General features: G+C 33.8%; 23 protein-coding genes and 1 pseudogene. 5 read left to right on the forward strand and 19 right to left on the reverse strand.

The genetic code is table 11. The annotated features are described in order from the left end of the window. Positions 1 to 864: 864 nt before the first annotated feature. The 10 genes from HMPREF2810_RS07665 to HMPREF2810_RS07715 form a co-directional block, all read right to left on the reverse strand. The gene (locus HMPREF2810_RS07665) at positions 865 to 1,299 is read right to left on the reverse strand and encodes a RusA family crossover junction endodeoxyribonuclease (protein WP_002402491.1); all 435 of its coding nucleotides are present in this window, start codon (positions 1,297 to 1,299) and stop codon (positions 865 to 867) included. 8 nt (positions 1,300 to 1,307) lie between these two features. Then, entirely contained in the window at positions 1,308 to 1,607 is a 300-nt protein-coding gene (locus HMPREF2810_RS07670; RefSeq protein ID WP_002372047.1) for a MazG-like family protein, read from the reverse strand. Next, complete coding sequence (locus HMPREF2810_RS07675) at positions 1,608 to 1,910, reverse strand: hypothetical protein (RefSeq protein ID WP_002368214.1); 303 nt, start codon at positions 1,908 to 1,910, stop codon at positions 1,608 to 1,610. Continuing rightward, positions 1,907 to 2,767 (reverse strand): helix-turn-helix domain-containing protein, encoded by an 861-nt coding sequence (locus tag HMPREF2810_RS07680; protein ID WP_002402489.1) that lies wholly within the window; start codon positions 2,765 to 2,767, stop codon positions 1,907 to 1,909. Before HMPREF2810_RS07680 ends, HMPREF2810_RS07675 begins: the two co-directional genes overlap by 4 nt. After that, positions 2,767 to 2,967, reverse strand: a complete 201-nt coding sequence (locus HMPREF2810_RS07685) for a hypothetical protein (protein ID WP_010715320.1) — start codon at positions 2,965 to 2,967, stop codon at positions 2,767 to 2,769. The genes HMPREF2810_RS07680 and HMPREF2810_RS07685 overlap by 1 nt, the downstream gene beginning before the upstream one ends. 4 nt (positions 2,968 to 2,971) lie before the next feature. Further along, positions 2,972 to 3,613 carry a putative HNHc nuclease gene (locus tag HMPREF2810_RS07690; protein WP_002402487.1) on the reverse strand — a complete coding sequence of 214 codons (642 nt, stop codon included), beginning with the start codon at positions 3,611 to 3,613 and terminating at the stop codon, positions 2,972 to 2,974. Between the two features lie 4 nt (positions 3,614 to 3,617). Further along, entirely contained in the window at positions 3,618 to 4,352 is a 735-nt protein-coding gene (locus HMPREF2810_RS07695) for an ERF family protein (protein WP_002402486.1), read from the reverse strand. Further along, positions 4,345 to 4,662 carry a hypothetical protein gene (locus HMPREF2810_RS07700; RefSeq protein ID WP_002402485.1) on the reverse strand — a complete coding sequence of 106 codons (318 nt, stop codon included), beginning with the start codon at positions 4,660 to 4,662 and terminating at the stop codon, positions 4,345 to 4,347. The genes HMPREF2810_RS07695 and HMPREF2810_RS07700 overlap by 8 nt, the downstream gene beginning before the upstream one ends. Before the next feature lie 195 nt (positions 4,663 to 4,857). Continuing rightward, positions 4,858 to 5,196, reverse strand: coding sequence for a hypothetical protein (locus HMPREF2810_RS07710; RefSeq protein WP_002402484.1), 339 nt, complete (start codon positions 5,194 to 5,196; stop codon positions 4,858 to 4,860). A gap of 36 nt (positions 5,197 to 5,232) precedes the next feature. After that, positions 5,233 to 5,442 (reverse strand): hypothetical protein, encoded by a 210-nt coding sequence (locus HMPREF2810_RS07715; protein WP_002378465.1) that lies wholly within the window; start codon positions 5,440 to 5,442, stop codon positions 5,233 to 5,235. 54 nt (positions 5,443 to 5,496) lie between these two features. On the opposite strand from HMPREF2810_RS07715, the gene HMPREF2810_RS07720 reads away from it, so the two are divergent. Beyond that, on the forward strand, positions 5,497 to 5,685 hold the full coding sequence (locus tag HMPREF2810_RS07720; protein ID WP_002357001.1) for a YegP family protein: 189 nt from the start codon (positions 5,497 to 5,499) through the stop codon (positions 5,683 to 5,685). A gap of 25 nt (positions 5,686 to 5,710) precedes the next feature. Here HMPREF2810_RS07720 and HMPREF2810_RS07725 read toward each other — a convergent pair whose 3' ends face one another. The 3 genes from HMPREF2810_RS07725 to HMPREF2810_RS07735 are packed head-to-tail and all read right to left on the reverse strand — an operon-like array spanning position 5,711 to position 6,970. Next, on the reverse strand, positions 5,711 to 6,433 hold the full coding sequence (locus HMPREF2810_RS07725; protein ID WP_002387270.1) for a Rha family transcriptional regulator: 723 nt from the start codon (positions 6,431 to 6,433) through the stop codon (positions 5,711 to 5,713). A gap of 22 nt (positions 6,434 to 6,455) precedes the next feature. Then, entirely contained in the window at positions 6,456 to 6,767 is a 312-nt protein-coding gene (locus HMPREF2810_RS07730; protein ID WP_002403885.1) for a hypothetical protein, read from the reverse strand. Positions 6,768 to 6,778: 11 nt separating this feature from the next. Continuing rightward, positions 6,779 to 6,970, reverse strand: a complete 192-nt coding sequence (locus HMPREF2810_RS07735; RefSeq protein WP_002383936.1) for a hypothetical protein — start codon at positions 6,968 to 6,970, stop codon at positions 6,779 to 6,781. 295 nt (positions 6,971 to 7,265) lie between these two features. On the opposite strand from HMPREF2810_RS07735, the gene HMPREF2810_RS07740 reads away from it, so the two are divergent. The 4 genes from HMPREF2810_RS07740 (at position 7,266) to HMPREF2810_RS07755 (ending at position 10,241) form a co-directional block, all read left to right on the forward strand. After that, entirely contained in the window at positions 7,266 to 7,607 is a 342-nt protein-coding gene (locus HMPREF2810_RS07740; protein ID WP_002387267.1) for a helix-turn-helix domain-containing protein, read from the forward strand. A gap of 4 nt (positions 7,608 to 7,611) precedes the next feature. Continuing rightward, complete coding sequence (locus HMPREF2810_RS07745) at positions 7,612 to 8,262, forward strand: ImmA/IrrE family metallo-endopeptidase (protein ID WP_002387266.1); 651 nt, start codon at positions 7,612 to 7,614, stop codon at positions 8,260 to 8,262. Positions 8,263 to 8,357: 95 nt separating this feature from the next. Next, a complete protein-coding gene (locus HMPREF2810_RS07750; RefSeq protein WP_002387265.1) occupies positions 8,358 to 8,987 on the forward strand; it encodes an SHOCT domain-containing protein in 630 nt (209 codons plus the stop codon). A 105-nt stretch (positions 8,988 to 9,092) separates the two neighbouring features. After that, complete coding sequence (locus HMPREF2810_RS07755) at positions 9,093 to 10,241, forward strand: tyrosine-type recombinase/integrase (RefSeq protein WP_048942184.1); 1,149 nt, start codon at positions 9,093 to 9,095, stop codon at positions 10,239 to 10,241. A gap of 36 nt (positions 10,242 to 10,277) precedes the next feature. Here HMPREF2810_RS07755 and comGD read toward each other — a convergent pair. The 6 genes and pseudogenes from comGD to rlmN form a co-directional block, all read right to left on the reverse strand. After that, a pseudogene (gene comGD, locus HMPREF2810_RS07760) lies at positions 10,278 to 10,712 on the reverse strand (competence type IV pilus minor pilin ComGD); the annotation flags it as partial. Continuing rightward, a complete protein-coding gene (comGC, locus tag HMPREF2810_RS07765; protein ID WP_002366896.1) occupies positions 10,709 to 10,984 on the reverse strand; it encodes a competence type IV pilus major pilin ComGC in 276 nt (91 codons plus the stop codon). The pseudogene comGD and the gene comGC, both read right to left, overlap by 4 nt. Continuing rightward, positions 10,984 to 12,030 carry a competence type IV pilus assembly protein ComGB gene (comGB, locus tag HMPREF2810_RS07770; protein ID WP_010715323.1) on the reverse strand — a complete coding sequence of 349 codons (1,047 nt, stop codon included), beginning with the start codon at positions 12,028 to 12,030 and terminating at the stop codon, positions 10,984 to 10,986. The genes comGC and comGB overlap by 1 nt, the downstream gene beginning before the upstream one ends. After that, on the reverse strand, positions 11,987 to 12,955 hold the full coding sequence (comGA, locus tag HMPREF2810_RS07775; protein WP_010715324.1) for a competence type IV pilus ATPase ComGA: 969 nt from the start codon (positions 12,953 to 12,955) through the stop codon (positions 11,987 to 11,989). Before comGA ends, comGB begins: the two co-directional genes overlap by 44 nt. A 241-nt stretch (positions 12,956 to 13,196) precedes the next feature. After that, positions 13,197 to 14,525 (reverse strand): APC family permease, encoded by a 1,329-nt coding sequence (locus HMPREF2810_RS07780; RefSeq protein ID WP_002396609.1) that lies wholly within the window; start codon positions 14,523 to 14,525, stop codon positions 13,197 to 13,199. A 290-nt stretch (positions 14,526 to 14,815) separates the two neighbouring features. Next, complete coding sequence (gene rlmN / locus HMPREF2810_RS07785; protein WP_002356987.1) at positions 14,816 to 15,889, reverse strand: dual-specificity RNA methyltransferase RlmN; 1,074 nt, start codon at positions 15,887 to 15,889, stop codon at positions 14,816 to 14,818. Positions 15,890 to 15,891 lie beyond the last annotated feature (2 nt).

The raw sequence follows: 15,891 nt of genomic DNA on the forward strand, positions 1-15,891 counted from the left end.
TTCGCTTTTGTTTGTCGAAAATCTACTTCTTTTAACAATAGAATCAAGTGAAATCGCTCCTTTTAAGGTATAATAATTTATAATAAACATATCATCATTTAAGAATTGCCTAGCGGAAACTAAGTAGCTTTTTTTATTTATCCAAATATATATAAGAAATGCTTATTCTTTGCTCATCAACGACTCTATATGATATAAATTATACTAAGAATACTATTCCAATAGCTATTCACTTCTCAGCCAGTCGGCGGAAACCGACTGGCTATTTATTTATCAAAATATTCATCATCTTTCACATCATCTTTATTCATTTGATATTTTCCATCTAATAAATATTTTTGACATAGAAAGTATTTTCAAATCTATTTTTCAATGGTATAATCACTTTAACTTTCTTGGGGATTTTATTTATGAAATAAATTTCCTCCTTTTCTACATTAACTTCTGGTAAACAGTTAATAGTAGTACACGTCTCTGCAAGAGATTTATTGTCGATTTTTAATCGGCTATTTAATAGCACTTTATTTGGGGAAAGTGCTAACTCACACCTAAAGAACAACTGGCGGAAAACAGTTGTTTCTACCACATAAGTCAGCTAGTGGTCAGCTGGCTTTTTTTGTTGCCTTAAATTTCATAGTAATGTATTATTAATTGTCTCTATCTGAGATGAAAATGTATCTATAACTAGCTAGCGGAAACTAGTTAGTTTTTTTATACTATTTTTGTTGGTTTTAAAACTACTTAGCCTTTTTATATAAATGTGAACGTCGAATAATTGAATATTAAATTCTTTAAATTTAATCATCTTCTTTACTCGCTTTCTAACCGAATAATTCTCTTTGATCTGTTTACCCGTTTTACCCACTACACTTGTTCCTCCAAACTTGTAATTTCTAGTTCTGTTCGTGGTCGCATACTGTACAACTTTTGGCAAACCATCACAGCAATTTGACCATCGTTTTTATATAAAATACCTTCGGCAGCATCAGTGACTGCTTTGAAATAGTTGTCCAAGTCAGGTTTCTTATCGCAATATTTTCGCTCTAATTCCACTTCTAAGCGTTTCTGTTTATTACTTAAGGCAGATTTAGGCGGATGGATGTAAAACGTCACATGTGCGGAAATTGGCCCTTTTTCAATCAACTTTGCTCTTGATTTACGAAAATAATTCTTTACTTGATTTTTGTATTCTTTCATCGCTCGATCTTCGTAAGTTTGAACATAATTTCCACGCCTTGCAAATCTCGGGCGACTTTGTGGCTTGGGCTCAATCGGTAGAATAATTCGCATCTCTTCCACCTCGAACCTTACAAATCGGCTTCTTTGACGAATACTCCGTTTACCATTTTTCCTTGGCGGTTTTTAATTTCGCTATATGCTTGATTTAAGCATTCATATAAATCCATGTTATTTTGCATAGCGAGAATAATTAACGTCACAACCATATCCCCGATACCATCTCTTAAGTCGTTTTCGTTGTTTCTTGCCAATGCAGCGCCAACTTCTCCGACTTCCTCAATCACTTTTAGCATTTGCTTTTCGGGTTCCGCTTTATCTAAACGCTTTTCTTTCGCCCATTCTTCCACTAATTTAACTAATTCATTCATCTAAAATTCCTCCCCGAAATCTAATTCACGTTTTAGCTTGCTGTGAATCGATTCTAGCTCTTTTTTGTATTCTTTGACTGTTTGTATTGTTTTACCACTAGAAAGCACATAATCGCGTTCTATTGCGACGAGAGCCTTACTTAAATTGCCATAATAACCAATCAAAGCGAGTGATTCTTTTTGTGTACCGTCTTTATCAGTCAAAATGGTTAACTCTCCGTGTTCGTTTCGTCTCGCTTTATTTACGATTACTTGCTTATCATCACTAGTAATTCGATAATCAAGTACTCTCATTTCAATCATGACTTGCCCTCCAAAAATTCTTTTATTTGCCTATCAAGTTCAGCTTGCTTTTCTGGTGATAGTTTTTCCTCTTCTTGTTTTGGTTCATTTACCCAATCTGGTAATTGCTCTTGTCTAACTGGAGGATTCGTATATCTTGCTTGCGTTGTCGTTTCAGACAAGTCGTATTCATCGTTAAAACGTTCATCACGTATCCAGCGGAACAATTCTTGTGGATGATACCAGTCGTTTAATTTGATATACTTAAGATAAGCTTTGTATCCTGTTTTAAACCGTTCGAAGTCTTCATCTGACTTAATTTTCTTTAAGAATTGCTCTTTGGCTTTTTTCTTATTGGTTTTCTTCGGATATGTTTTCCAAACTTTTTCAAATAATTCAGACATGGTTGAACTTTGTTCAACACTATATATATTCTTTGTATTATTCTTTGTATTATTATTTAATGTATTATTCTCTGTGAAGTTTTCTTCACTAGGGGTAGTGAAATTTTCTTCATTCCCCTCCTGATGATTTTTTCCATAGGTGATGAAATTTTCTTCACTAGGGGTGTAAAATTCTGTATCAGTTGGATACGGTAAGATATAGATATGTCTCCGATCTACCATTTTGCTGTTTGGCTTATAAAAAATTTGTATTTTTATATAGTTTCTTTCTTCTAACTGTTTCAGCCATGAAATAATTGTTCGCTTGCTAACGTTATACAGATTTGCAAAATATTGATTCGTTGCCCAACAATAGCCTTTTTCATTTGCTAATGCCGTTAGCTCTCCATACAATAATTTTGCATTCCCATTTAAGTGGTTATCATAGCGAACAATCGCTGGGATAATGGCGTAATATCCTCTATGTTCATTCACTAGTTATCCTCCTCATCAACAACGACCGTATAAACATATTTATGCTTAATTTCTCCGTTAACGACTTTTTTTATTGTTTGTGTTTCAATAGCTATTCCTTTACCATTTCTTGAACCGATATAGACAAATGCTAATAGTTCAAAAAATAGTTTTTGACTCGATGTTAATTGCCTGTATTCTACAAGTAATTCCTTTACCAAACTGTTAACCTCCAATGTTCAACTTCTTACGTTCTTCAACGTTTAGTTTTACTGGTTTAATTTGATATTTGTTTAAAAAGTTCTTAGTTCCTATCTGATGTTCTTCTTGATGATGTTGACGGCAACCAGCGTAAAAAGTAAATGTTTCGTGATTAATCTTTTGACGATTTCGCCCCATACCGACTACCTCGATATGACAAACATCGGCATGTTTTCCACAAATACAACACTTACGATATTTTAGGCAGTAATAAAACCATTTGTTATTTTCTAGCAAGTATTGGTATCTCTTTTCTAGTGGTACATCGTTTTTCAAAATAAATTCGATTAAAAAACTAATCCATTCTGTTGCCTCATGTCGTGTAGCCTTACTGTGTTCAAAATACACACCGTTTTTAGCTTCGTAATAATACTTTAGAACTTCCTCTATCCATTTGGGTTCGTCATAACTCCAACGAGCTATATCAGCTATTAAAACGTGAGAAAGTGCATTCTGTTTTTGAGACATTTGTCGATTATCTAATAGTTCAACTTTTACTAAATTGTCATCGTTGTTAGCTAGGAGTTTGAGGAAATTCGAGTTGATCTCATCCTCAAACTCAATCGCCAATTTATTTCCTTTGTGTTTTATGATTTTTCCAATCATTCAATCACTTCTTATCTTCTTGAACCTTCTGCCTAGATTCATAAAAATTTATCCACTTCGCAAGCAATTTAGAAATAACACCATAATCATAAGCACTATATTCTTCAAATGCTTTTTTAGGATTCAAATCAGAATCATTTATAGCTAACGATTTCACAGCTTCAAATTCTTGCCCTGCCAGCTCGGCTACTCTACTAATTGATGCGTTCAACATATCAATTTGCCGTTCAGTAATTGCAGTATTTTTCAGCTGTTCTTTTTGGTATTTATCAGGATCATCATCATCTGTTGCGATATTAAAAAATTTCAATAAAAAATATTTTTCCGCATACGTTAGTGCTTTTCCTACACCCTTTTCTCCTTCAATATCTACTCCTTGGCTATACCATGAACAAGCAACAATCTCAGAAGGATTATGAATATTAATCCATGTCATCATTAACTCTAGCTCTGTAAAATACGTTGTACGTTTTTTGGCTACAGGCTCTTTCTTTACTTTATCCGCTTTCCATACCTCATCTTGTGATTCCCGAACTTGATGAGCAACAATTTCTGGCTTCAAAATTAATCCAACTTGATTTATGACTGTATTTAATGCGGATAGTACATCGCTTGACCCCACATAGCTGTATTGCTGGCCACGTTTACTTTTTTGAATATATGGTGCTTTTTGTCTCACATACGCTAATTTTTGATAAACATTCAACTCAGAAAAATCTGTTTTGGTTGCTTCAGCCATTCAATAAGCCCTCCTTATATCTTTTTCCTGAACTCACATATTCAATTAAATACACGTTTTCTTCGCCTAATTCTTCTATCAAATCAACGATTGTATCTTGTGTAGCAATTTTTTTACAAGTGAGTACTGGTTGTCCTGTATAAAGACATTTCATTGCAAAAGTTAGCTCAAACACACCGTCTTCATCAGCAATTTCATTTCCAAAACAATCAGTAGTGTCCACTGGATCATCTTCATAGGTTTCCTTATATAGTTTTTCAGTCGGCTCTGTTAAATATCTATCTAGTGTATTTGCTTCTCTACGATTCATTCACAAAACCTCTTTTCTGTGTTACAATTTTTCTAGTATAATTTTGTATGCGACTATTTGCTTGGCGGCGTAGTCGCTTTTTTCATCATGCAATCCCCCTGCGCTCTTTTTGTTGCGCAATGTATAATTGACTTTTTTGTTGCTTGTACCATAAATCAGCTAATCTTTTTGCTTGGTTTAACTTTTCTTTTCTAGTCATTTCAACTCACCTCGAAAAACCTTCGATAATATATCCATCAAATCGTTTGGATTATCTGTGACAAAAGTATGTGTATTTTTAGTCGTAGTTTCTGTTGCAATACCGTACATCTCCTTTAATAAACGATGTTTTGGACAATCACAATCTGATTGTTCCAGTTTTTCTTTTGTTAGTGTATATTGGCTATGTGCAGCAATGGCTACTATCGTGCCTTTTCCAACTTGAGATATTGCCATCTCTCCTTTTAAATCGATAGCTGCCAAAGATAAACCTACATCTTCTTTCTGGCATTCTTTTGCTAGTTTTTTAATTAATTTTTGAATTTTATCGTTCATTTTGATATACTCTCCTTAGTTCATTTTGTATGTGTCCTAATCGTTGGCAGACGATTGGGGCTTTTTATTTTGTCTTTTTTGAAAATGCTGATACTCCGCTTCATCCCAGTTGAAAAACCAACGGATAAAAAGAGGTACACTTATTGTTGCCAACACTGGAACTGAAAAGTGGCTTTTCAATAACACACCTAGCGCAATCATCAATAATAATGCGCCTATCAATCGTGCTTCACGTATTGCTTTCATATTTACCCTCCTATAATTTTTTTGATATAATTCAGTTGAAAGCGGGGTGTCAAAATGTTTTTTGTAATAAAGAAAGCTTCTAATAAAAAATACTATTTTGTAATTAAAACCGAAGAAAATGAAGTAATCGCATCAAGCAAGACTTATTACTATAAATCTTCTGTTTTAGAAATTATTGAATCCATCAAAAGTGATATGGATCAAAAAGCTATTATTGTTGACACTACTTTTAACTGGGGATAAGTTAAGGCTTATCCTTTTATCATTACTATCCTATTTCTTTAAACATATCTCCATTATCATTAGCCATATCAATTCTTGCTTGTAATTCTAAGTTAGGCTTCCATCTAGGAATTAGAGCTACAGCCTCTTCATATCGAACTTTTGGAATGTCTACATAAGATGCTACATCGAATAATGCTTTCAATTGTTTATAACAATTACTAAAGGCTGATTGCTTAATACTTGAATCCTGATAAGCCAATGTTTTTTTGCCACCTAATACTTTGATAACAGTTGATGAAACTAGTCCTTGTATCTTTCGTTGTTGGCTTCTATTAATTGTTGTTTCTGTTTCTAGCTTATCTAAACGTTGATTTACAAGAGTCAATCCACGTTCATGTTTTAACGCAGCTTCTAATAACAATTCTGTGTTATTAATCGGTAAGTTTGATTGAGTTTTAAGCAGTTCCTCCATTTGGTTAAAAGCTTCAATGTATTTCAGTTTAAACTTAAGAGCTTTTTGACCAGTGAATCCCATTGCTAGTAGCGTGAATCCGTCACGGTTCATAATGATTTGTCTATATTTTTGTTTGTTTTGTGGATGAATATAGCTATCTTCGTAAAATAGCCCTGCGTAATTTTCCGCAACCCCCTCTTTTAAATCATCAATCGCTGCTAAAACATCACGATGATTTTTATTAAACGTTTCTGCGACTTGCAAACTAGTTGTTACTGCTTGTTGGTTTTTCATAATTACTAAGTTGTCCATTGTTTCTGTATCGTCCTTTCCTTTAATCCCAATGATTCATGATGTCATTACAAATTTTTATAGCTTCTTTAGCAGGCCAGTATCTTTTTCCCTTGCTAGTACCAGGCTTTCTTTTTTCGATCATTTGCATACGTTTGTCTTTTACAAAATTTTGTTCAACTTCAGGAACAGACATTGAATACATAGACGATAATTGTTTGATGTCTAAATACTCAGCACGTTCATTTAATCCTTGACTAGCTTCATTTATGACTTGCTCAAACATTTTTCTCAGGATTTTTTCAATAATGTTGTATAGAAAGTTTTTTGAAGATGTATCTAGAAAATTTTCCATTCTAAACACTCCTATCTAATTTTGTAGTATTCAATAATAGCCGTTAGTGTTTCGTGAGCCTTTTTACTTTGATTTTTACCAGAAAGATAGTCGTTTAGATCTTGCTTATGAATATTGAAATACGTGGCTACAGATGTTAATGATATTTTCTTATCATCAAAGTACTCACGAATTTTCGCTCTGCCCGCTGTTGTGTCTGGCATATTAGTTTCTCCTTTCTTTAGTATTTTTTGTAAATTAATTAGATAGAATTTATAAAACTATTGACTTATGTATACAAATATTCTACAATCAGAACATAGTTAAATAAGCCTATAACAAAACCTTTATTATGCACTCGGTCGCCAAACTTAATGCTGTAAGGTATGTTTTTAGTTTGCTTTTTTTCTATCCAATTAACTTACAAGAATTATTATATACATTTTTTCTACATTGTCAACCATTTTGTAGATTTTTTGTATACATATTTTCTTTGTATTTCTAGAAAGGTTGATATAAGTGGATTTATACGAAAAAATAAAATTACTTGCTAGCGAAAAGAAAATGTCAATAAGACAATTAGAAGAAACATTGGGATTTGGAAACGGGGTAATTAATAGATGGCGTAAGAATACTCCTGGTTCTGATAAATTAAAAAAAGTTGCGGACTACTTCAATATATCTGTAGATTATTTACTTGGACGAACTGATAATCCAAATTCTAATAACTTAGAAGAAGATGAAATTACAACTTTCTTCCGTGTAAATACAGAAGATTTAACCGAATCCGAAAAAGATCAGCTCAGAGAAGAATTAAAAGAGTACTTAGAATTCATGAAATCAAGACTTAAAAATAAATGATTGGATGACCCCTATGTATTTAGACTACGATACTTATTTTGAATATCATGACCAGACATATATTATTATTGAAAAAGTTGCTAATTACTATGGAATTGAACTAAAAGAGTTAAGATGGAAACACTACAAAGATTATATGATTGACGTAGAAAATGTTGACATAATTCCCTATAGTTTCGGTGATGTTTCAAGAAAAATATTTTCAGGAAACATAATAAAATTTCACGATAAATGCGGAATTTCCTATAATCCAACAATGGTTAAAGGAAGGCAAAATTTCTCAATACTTCATGAATCTGCACATTATTTTTTTGATATGAATAAGGAATGCAAGTCTCAAAGTTTTTCAGATTTAATTACTGGAAAAGGATACACTAGCGAAGATGAACCAAAAGAAATAAGAGCTAATATATTTGCATCCCTTGCTTTAATAAACAATGAAGCATTGAAAGAATGTTTAAAAAAGCAAATGTCTTTCCGTCAAATTTGCGAAGAATTTGAAATGAGTGCTGCAGCACTACACGTAAGGTTATATGATTTCTTAACAAAAATATTCTTATTAAATCCATGCTTAGCAAGATCAGCTATTAATCAATATAGATATAACTATAATTCAACAAAATTAATCAGTTATATAAAAATGTGCTTGTGCTGATGAACTACAAAGAATTATTTTTGCGTAAAAAATCTCGTGTAAGGACACAGACTTAAAACTTATCTTGAAGTTTGTTGATAAAACTAACAACAAAAATGGAGGAATATAGTATGTTTTTATTTGGAAATAAAGAAGAAAAAAAGGTAAAGAAAGCAGAAGAAAAGCAAATAAAAGAATATTTTAAAAATAATCATGATATTGTAATAGGCGGTATTTATTTTAATGATTCAGACAAAAAAATATTTATCCCAAAAAGTATTTCTGAATCAAGAAAACAACAAGTTATCAACTATGATGATTTGATTAGTTACACAGATATTTTTGTTGGTGGCAATATAAAAAAACATCACGGAATAACTCGTGCAGTTGTTGGTGGCGTTTTAGCTGGTCCTGTTGGGGCTTTAGTTGGTGCTGGAACAGGTGGAAAAGAATTTACTTCCATTAAGCAATTAGGAGTTATGTTACATCTTCCTAATAATCAGACAGTAAAATATATGTTAATCACAACTGAAACAAAAACTGATTCTATGATTGGTAAAGGTTTAATGGATAAATACAACGAATTAATTGCAAAACTGGACCAAATACTAAAAACTAATTCAAGTAATAAAGATAACACTGTATTATCTTCTGCAGACGAGATAAGAAAATTTAAAGCCTTGTTAGATGATGGCATTATTACAAAACAAGAATTTGAAATAAAAAAACGTGAATTGTTACAATAAAAATAACGCACCCTCTCCGGCTAAGAAGTTAGTGCGTTAAAAATAGAACCAAAATAGGCTTATTTTGTTACGCCTATTTTACCACAAAGAAAAGGACGTGAAAATATGGCGAAACTAAATTGGTCCAAAAAATACAAATATGTTTTTTCTTACTCAAATAAAAAAGGAACTTTTTGGGGATATCGCTATCCTTATTACAACTCTCTAAAACACCGAAAAGAAGCTAGCAAACGTGGATTTGAAAGTGAAAGAGCGGCGAATAAAGCATTGCTAAAAATCCAATATGATTTAGAAACACAAAATACTTCCTTCGTCGAAAATAAACAACTCACCATAGATGAATGGATCAAAGTCTGGATACCTTACGCCCAAGACAATTGGAGTGTTTCAACAAAACAAAACATTGAATCCGCTGTTAAATTTCACATATCACCATTGATTGGAAATCAAAAGCTATCTTCTTTAAATAAGATTACTTATAAACGAGAATTTATTGACAAATTAAGACAAGAAAACAAATATACAGAATCAACTATTCAAACGTGGCATAAAATTGTAATGAGGATGATTAACGCTGCGGTACACAATCAAATCATCCCTAGCAACACGCTAACAGGCTTTAAATTTGATTTAAGTAATAATGTTCGTTCGTTCTCTAAAAAGGAATTACAGCGATTTGTGGCGGTTTTAGAAAAAGAAGATATTCAAACGCAAGTTATATTTTTAACTCTGCTAAAATCTGGAATGAGGAAAGGCGAACTGATGGGGCTGCGTTGGAGTGATATTGATTTAACCGAAAAATATTTCGATATCAATTCTACACGTGGTGATTACGGTGAAAATAAACCTAAAACAAAAACCAGCATACGTAAAGTTTATTTTGACAACTCGTTACTCACTTTAATAAAAAAATACAAAAATCATGAGAAAGAACGGCTTTTCAGAGAAGGGATAATTTTAAGCGATAAGGACTATTTTATTTTAAATTCTCGAAATTTACCTATCAAACAATCAAGAATTACGTATATGTTTCGCCTGTTATGTGAAAAAGCAGAAGTTCAAAACATAACCGTACACGGCCTAAGACATACCCATGCAACGTTTTTAATTGAAGCAGGAGCAAACATTAAGTACGTTTCAACTCGGTTAGGACACAAGAATATTAATATAACTTTGGATGTTTATAGCGATGTGCTAAAAGAAGAAGAAAAAGAAACAGCTGATATGATGGATAAACTTATTGAGAACTTGTGATTTGTGGTAAACCTGTGGTAAAAACATTAAAAACCATTGATATATAAGCACTTTACCACTCCCCATCTGAAATTGTAAAATAAGTTGCTGTTTCTTTTCAGTCCAAGTAAAAATATATTTCACTAAACGGCCATTGTTCCCTGACGAATGAAGAAAACTGAGCTTGTTTGGACCACTCACTGTCATTTTTTCAGGTACAGCTAGCGAAGTCCTTCCAGCTGATTGGTTCAATTTATCAGGAAATGAAAAGCTTTGTTGTTCTTCAAAAAACCAAACTTCTTGTGTTTCCTCTAAAACAATTGCTTGCTGTTGCGCAAAACGAAGTTGTTTTTCTACCGTAGCAAGAAACTGTTCAATTTTTAACGTTTCTTGCCAGCGGTGAATAGCGAGTGTTGGGAGCATAGTCATAAAGCAAACAATCGTCAAACTAGCAAGTGTTTCCATTAATGTGAATCCTGCTGACTTGTTCATTGCTTTTCTGCTGTATATTTATCTAACTGTTCTTTAGTAATGTAGCCTTCGTTGACTAATTCATTTAAGGAAGGCGTCCTATTTTTTTCTAGTGTATAGAGCTCGATTTGTGATTCCACAATTTTTACGATTGCTTCATTGCCTTTTTTATCAACTGTTTCTTTATGTTTCGCTAAGTTAGGGACAAAAAGTAAAATCAATACGGAAATAATCAATAAGACAATCAACATTTCTAATAATGTAAAACCTGCGTATTTTTGTTTCTTTTTCATTATAAAACTCCTTCCATATTGCCATAAATAGGCAGCAACATTGCCCCATAAACACCGATAATTAAACAAGCAATTATGATAAAAATAAATGGTTGAACAAGAGTAATGACTCGTTCAATTTTTTTGAAAAAACCTTGGAAACAGACATTACTATAAACCATCAACTCCTTGCCTAATTTTCCTTTTACTTCTCCTTGTTGAATCATTAAACCCAATGCTTTTGTAAAAAAAGGATAAGCAGCTAATTGTCTATGTAAGTTTTCACCAACTAGCAGACCTTCACTAATTGCTCCAGCTAATTCTTTCATTAAGGGGTAATTGGTTGTATGGCGCATCAAATCGATGACTTCTTTCATTTCTAATCCTTGTGCGAGCAACTTCCCCCATTCTAGTGCAAAAAAAGCACTGACGTATTCCCGATAAAGGCCACGGATAATGGGCAATTTCAGATAAATGAACGCTCGCTGAATAGCAGACTGATGCTTCAAATAACGGCTTAAAATAAAGAAACTAAATGAGAGGACAAAAACTAAGGTAACCAGAATGTACGGACTGTACACAATCATAAGAATCCCAATATTTTTAGAATAACTATTGGCATCATTTTCCATTAATTGGGGCAATAAAAATTGCCGAATACCAACAATGACGAGAATCAAAAAAACAATCAGGAGCAGCGGATAACTAATTATTTTATAGAACTGTTGCCGATATTTTTCCGTTTGAAAAAAATGTTCGGAAATCGCTTGTAGTGTCCCTACCAAATCCCCGTGTGCGGTAGCAAACGACAATTGTGCCGAGACCATTGTTGAAAACCCTAATTCTTCGACTAAAGCTTGTAAGGCAATGCCTGAGGAAAAACCTTCAACTAAAAAAGTTATACTGTGCTGAGGTAATGCGTTTGATTTTTTCATGAAGGAAAAACTTTCTTGTATATTAAAACCATTGGCAAGTAAATCCGCTAATAGTTTCAAAAAAAGCTGCTGTTGTTTTTTTGTTAGTTTATTCGATGGCTTGAAAATACGTTTTTTCTGTAATAAACCCATACGCCCACGCCTTTCTTAGATTCTTTTGCCAACTACTCTTTATAACAGCTTCCTTAAAGAAGAAATAATCATAAAGAATTCCCGCCACTTGTTCCTTATTAATCGTGGTTGTCAAAATCTGTTGGTAAATGATACCTTGCAAGCATTCAGCCAATTCATGCTCTGGGCCACCTAATTCTATCAAACGCCGTTGCACCCCCAATAAGTTACGGGCGTGAATTGTCGCAAAAATAGTATGACCCGTTAAGGCGGCTCGAATAACTGCTTGAGCCGTCTCGCCATCACGAATTTCACCAATAATCAAAATATCAGGATGATGGCGCAAGCAAACTTTGATCAAGGCTTCGTACGTTAACTGAATTTTTTCATTTGTTTGCAACTGTAAAAACTGCTTTTCCTCAATTTCAACAGGATCCTCAATTGTTATCACTTGTTGTTCGCCACTTCTTTGTTTAGCCACACGATACATGGTTGTTGTTTTCCCAGAACCAACTGGCCCACTGAATAAATAAAGTCCTCGTTTCTGACAAGATGCTTCAATTTCATTCAGCTGGTGGGGAAAGAAAAAATGTTCAGCTTGTTCACCAAATCGGTGCAAAAAACGAATCACTAAGCTCTCTCGATTCTGAAAATCTCCCACAGATGATAAACGCAAGCGTTGCTTCGTCTCGCCAATTAGATAAGTTGTCGCGCCTAATTGTGCTTTTCGTCTTTCTCCGACATCCATGCCGCCGATAAATTTAAAGTGGAAAATTAACTTTTCGCCTATTTCTGCGGAAACTTGTGTGTAAGGTGTCCGTTGCATCCCTGTCCGAAAAGAGATGGCTATTTCAGTATCATTAGGTAAAAAATAAACGTCTTGCGCTCCATGAAGAACGCCCCATTCAATTAATTGATGGGCTAATTTTTTTACATTTTCAGTCATTCATTTCCTCCTCTCACTAATAAACTACGCATTTATTTTATGATTTCAGCAAAAAAAAAGAACCTTCACCAATAAGATGAAGGTTCTTTTTTTGAAGTTTGCGCTGTCCATCTATCTTCCCCAAAATAGTGGAACTCCTAGACACTTAGTATTATACTAAAAAAATCTTGCGTTTAGTTTTCAAAAATTTCTCTGAATCACAAAATTTTTGAGAAAAACTATGATAATCCGATTGGATCGTTTACGTTTTTGGCTTCGTTTTTTGTTTATTAACTAAATAAACTGGAATTCCTAGAAGCGTAATCCCTATACCAATCAATGCAAGAATAGGCTGTGTAATACTCGTTGTAACCAAGATAAAGATACCACCTAGACTTGCGATAATTGGAATAATTGGATAGCCAGGAACTTTATACGGTCGTTTTAATTCAGGTTCTCGTTTTCTTAAAATAAAAACGGCTAAGAAAATTAATAGATTAAACAGCCACATAACAAAAACTAACATATCCGTCAATAAATCGAAGGTCCCGAAAAACATCATAATAATGGCCACGGCTAACTGAAAAATTCCAGCAACGTAAGGAACAACAAAACGTTTAGACAACTTTTGAAACTGACGACTAAAAGGCATCAGATTATCTAAGGCTAAGGCATAAGGAATCCGAATCCCTGTCATTGTGTAGCCGTTTAACGCACCATATACAGAGATTAAAATCCCAATAGTTACGATTTTGCCGCCAATTGGTCCAAAAATAGCCACAGAAGCATCCGAAGCTGCATTCAAATTCCCAGCGATTTGCTCAATTGGTAATGTTTTTAGAAACACAAAATTAATTAAAGCATAAATTAAAGTAATCAATAACAAACCAAAAATAATGGCTTTAGGCAAGTCTCTTTCTGGTCGCTTCATTTCACCAGCCACGTTACCCACACCTAGCCAGCCATCATAAGCAAACATGGTGGCAACTAAGGCGCCACTAAAAGCAACTAAAAAGCCAGTATTCGCTGTTGTTTCAATGGGAAAAAGCGAAACAGCTACTTGTCCTGGAGTAAATAACCCCACTAAAGAAATCAAGGCAATTGGAATCAGTTTTACTACCAATGTTGTTGATTGGACCAAAGAAGCAATTTTTGTTCCTAATAAATTAATTACGGTGATACTAGTTCCCGCAAGAATGGCAATCGGGATCAATAAATTTGCCGATAGATGAAACAAATTGATTAGTTGTGTACTAAAAATAATGGATAACGCCGAAATGTTGGCAGGATAATAAATGATACTTTGTGCCCACCCTAAAAGAAAACCAGCTAATTTACCATATGTATATTCAATATACTTCACGGCGCCACCTGTTTCAGGGATTGCTGTAGCAAGTTCGGCGCTGGTTAATCCTGCACAAATGGTTAAGGCACCACCTAACACCCAAGCAAAGATAGCTAAACTAGCTGACTGTGCGTGTCCAACGACACTCGCAGCTTTAAAGAAAACACCAGCGCCAATCACCGTACCCATTACCGTGGATAACGCACCAAACGTTGTGATCTCTCTTTTTAATTGCTTTTTCTCCATAGACTCCCTCATTTCATTTAAACTAAACAAGCGTAACAAAATTTTCACTTTCTTGAAAAGATAACGAAAATAATAGCTGTTTTCATGAAAAATTCTGTAACGATCTCTTTTCAGTATAGCTATTTCTTTTAGAATTTCAAGTTTGAAAACCACAAAAAGAAAATTTGTCATAAAAGTTTTAGAGCATTCATCTTTTGTTTATAAACAAGAACTGAGAAACCGACGATTTTTCATTAAATAAATGAAAAATCGAATCAAAAAGAAACCTTTCTGATCCGATTTTAACTACGTTATTGGTTTTTGACTTTTTCTTTTTTCATTTGTTTGCTGCGTAATTGTCCGCAAGCCGCATCAATATCTGTTCCGTGCTCTTTACGAATAACACAATTGATGCCATTCTTTTTGAGTACATCATAAAATTTTAATACCGCTTCTTTAGAGCTTCGGCTATATTGATCGTGTTCACTCACTGGGTTATACGGAATCAGATTAACATAAGAAAGTTTTTTCTTATTCCGTAGTAAATCTGCTAATTGTTGAGCATGTTCTGGTCGGTCGTTCACTTGACTCAACATAATATATTCAAATGTAACACGCCGGTTGGTTTTTTCAATGTATTCATCAATTGCTGCCATTAATTTTTCAATTGGAAAACTACGATTAATCCGCATAATTGATGTACGGACTTCATTGTTAGGAGCATGTAATGAGATTGCTAAGTTTACTTGTAGTCCACTGTCTGCAAATTCACGAATTTTTGGCACTAAACCACTTGTTGAAACTGTAATATGGCGGGCACCAATAGCCAACCCTTTATCATCATTAATCGTTCGTAAAAAGTTCATGACATTGGCATAATTATCAAATGGTTCACCAATTCCCATCACAACGACATGGCTAACACGTTCATCCAACCCACGTTCATCGAAATAATGTTGTACCCACATAATTTGGGCGACAATCTCGCCAGCAGTTAAATCTCTTTGTTTTTTTAATAGCCCGCTAGCACAAAATGTACACCCAATATTGCAGCCAACTTGAGTGGTCACACAAACAGATAATCCATATTCTTGACGCATTAAGACTGTTTCAATCATATTTTTATCTGGTAATTCAAATAAATACTTCACAGTACCATCCTGCGCTTCTTGCACAATGACTTGTTTTAATGGATTTAATGAAAAATTCTCTTCTAATAAAGTCATCAGCGATTTAGAAATGTTCGACATTTCACTAAATGAAGCAACACGTTTTGTATACAACCATTCCCACACTTGTGTTGCGCGAAATTTCTTCTCGCCATGGGCTAAAAACCAGTCCACAAGCTGTTCTCTCGTCAGTCCATAAATGGATTCTTTCTGCATTT

It is taken from the genome of Enterococcus sp. HMSC078F03, assembly GCF_001811595.1.
In the GTDB taxonomy this organism is placed as follows: domain Bacteria; phylum Bacillota; class Bacilli; order Lactobacillales; family Enterococcaceae; genus Enterococcus; species Enterococcus faecalis.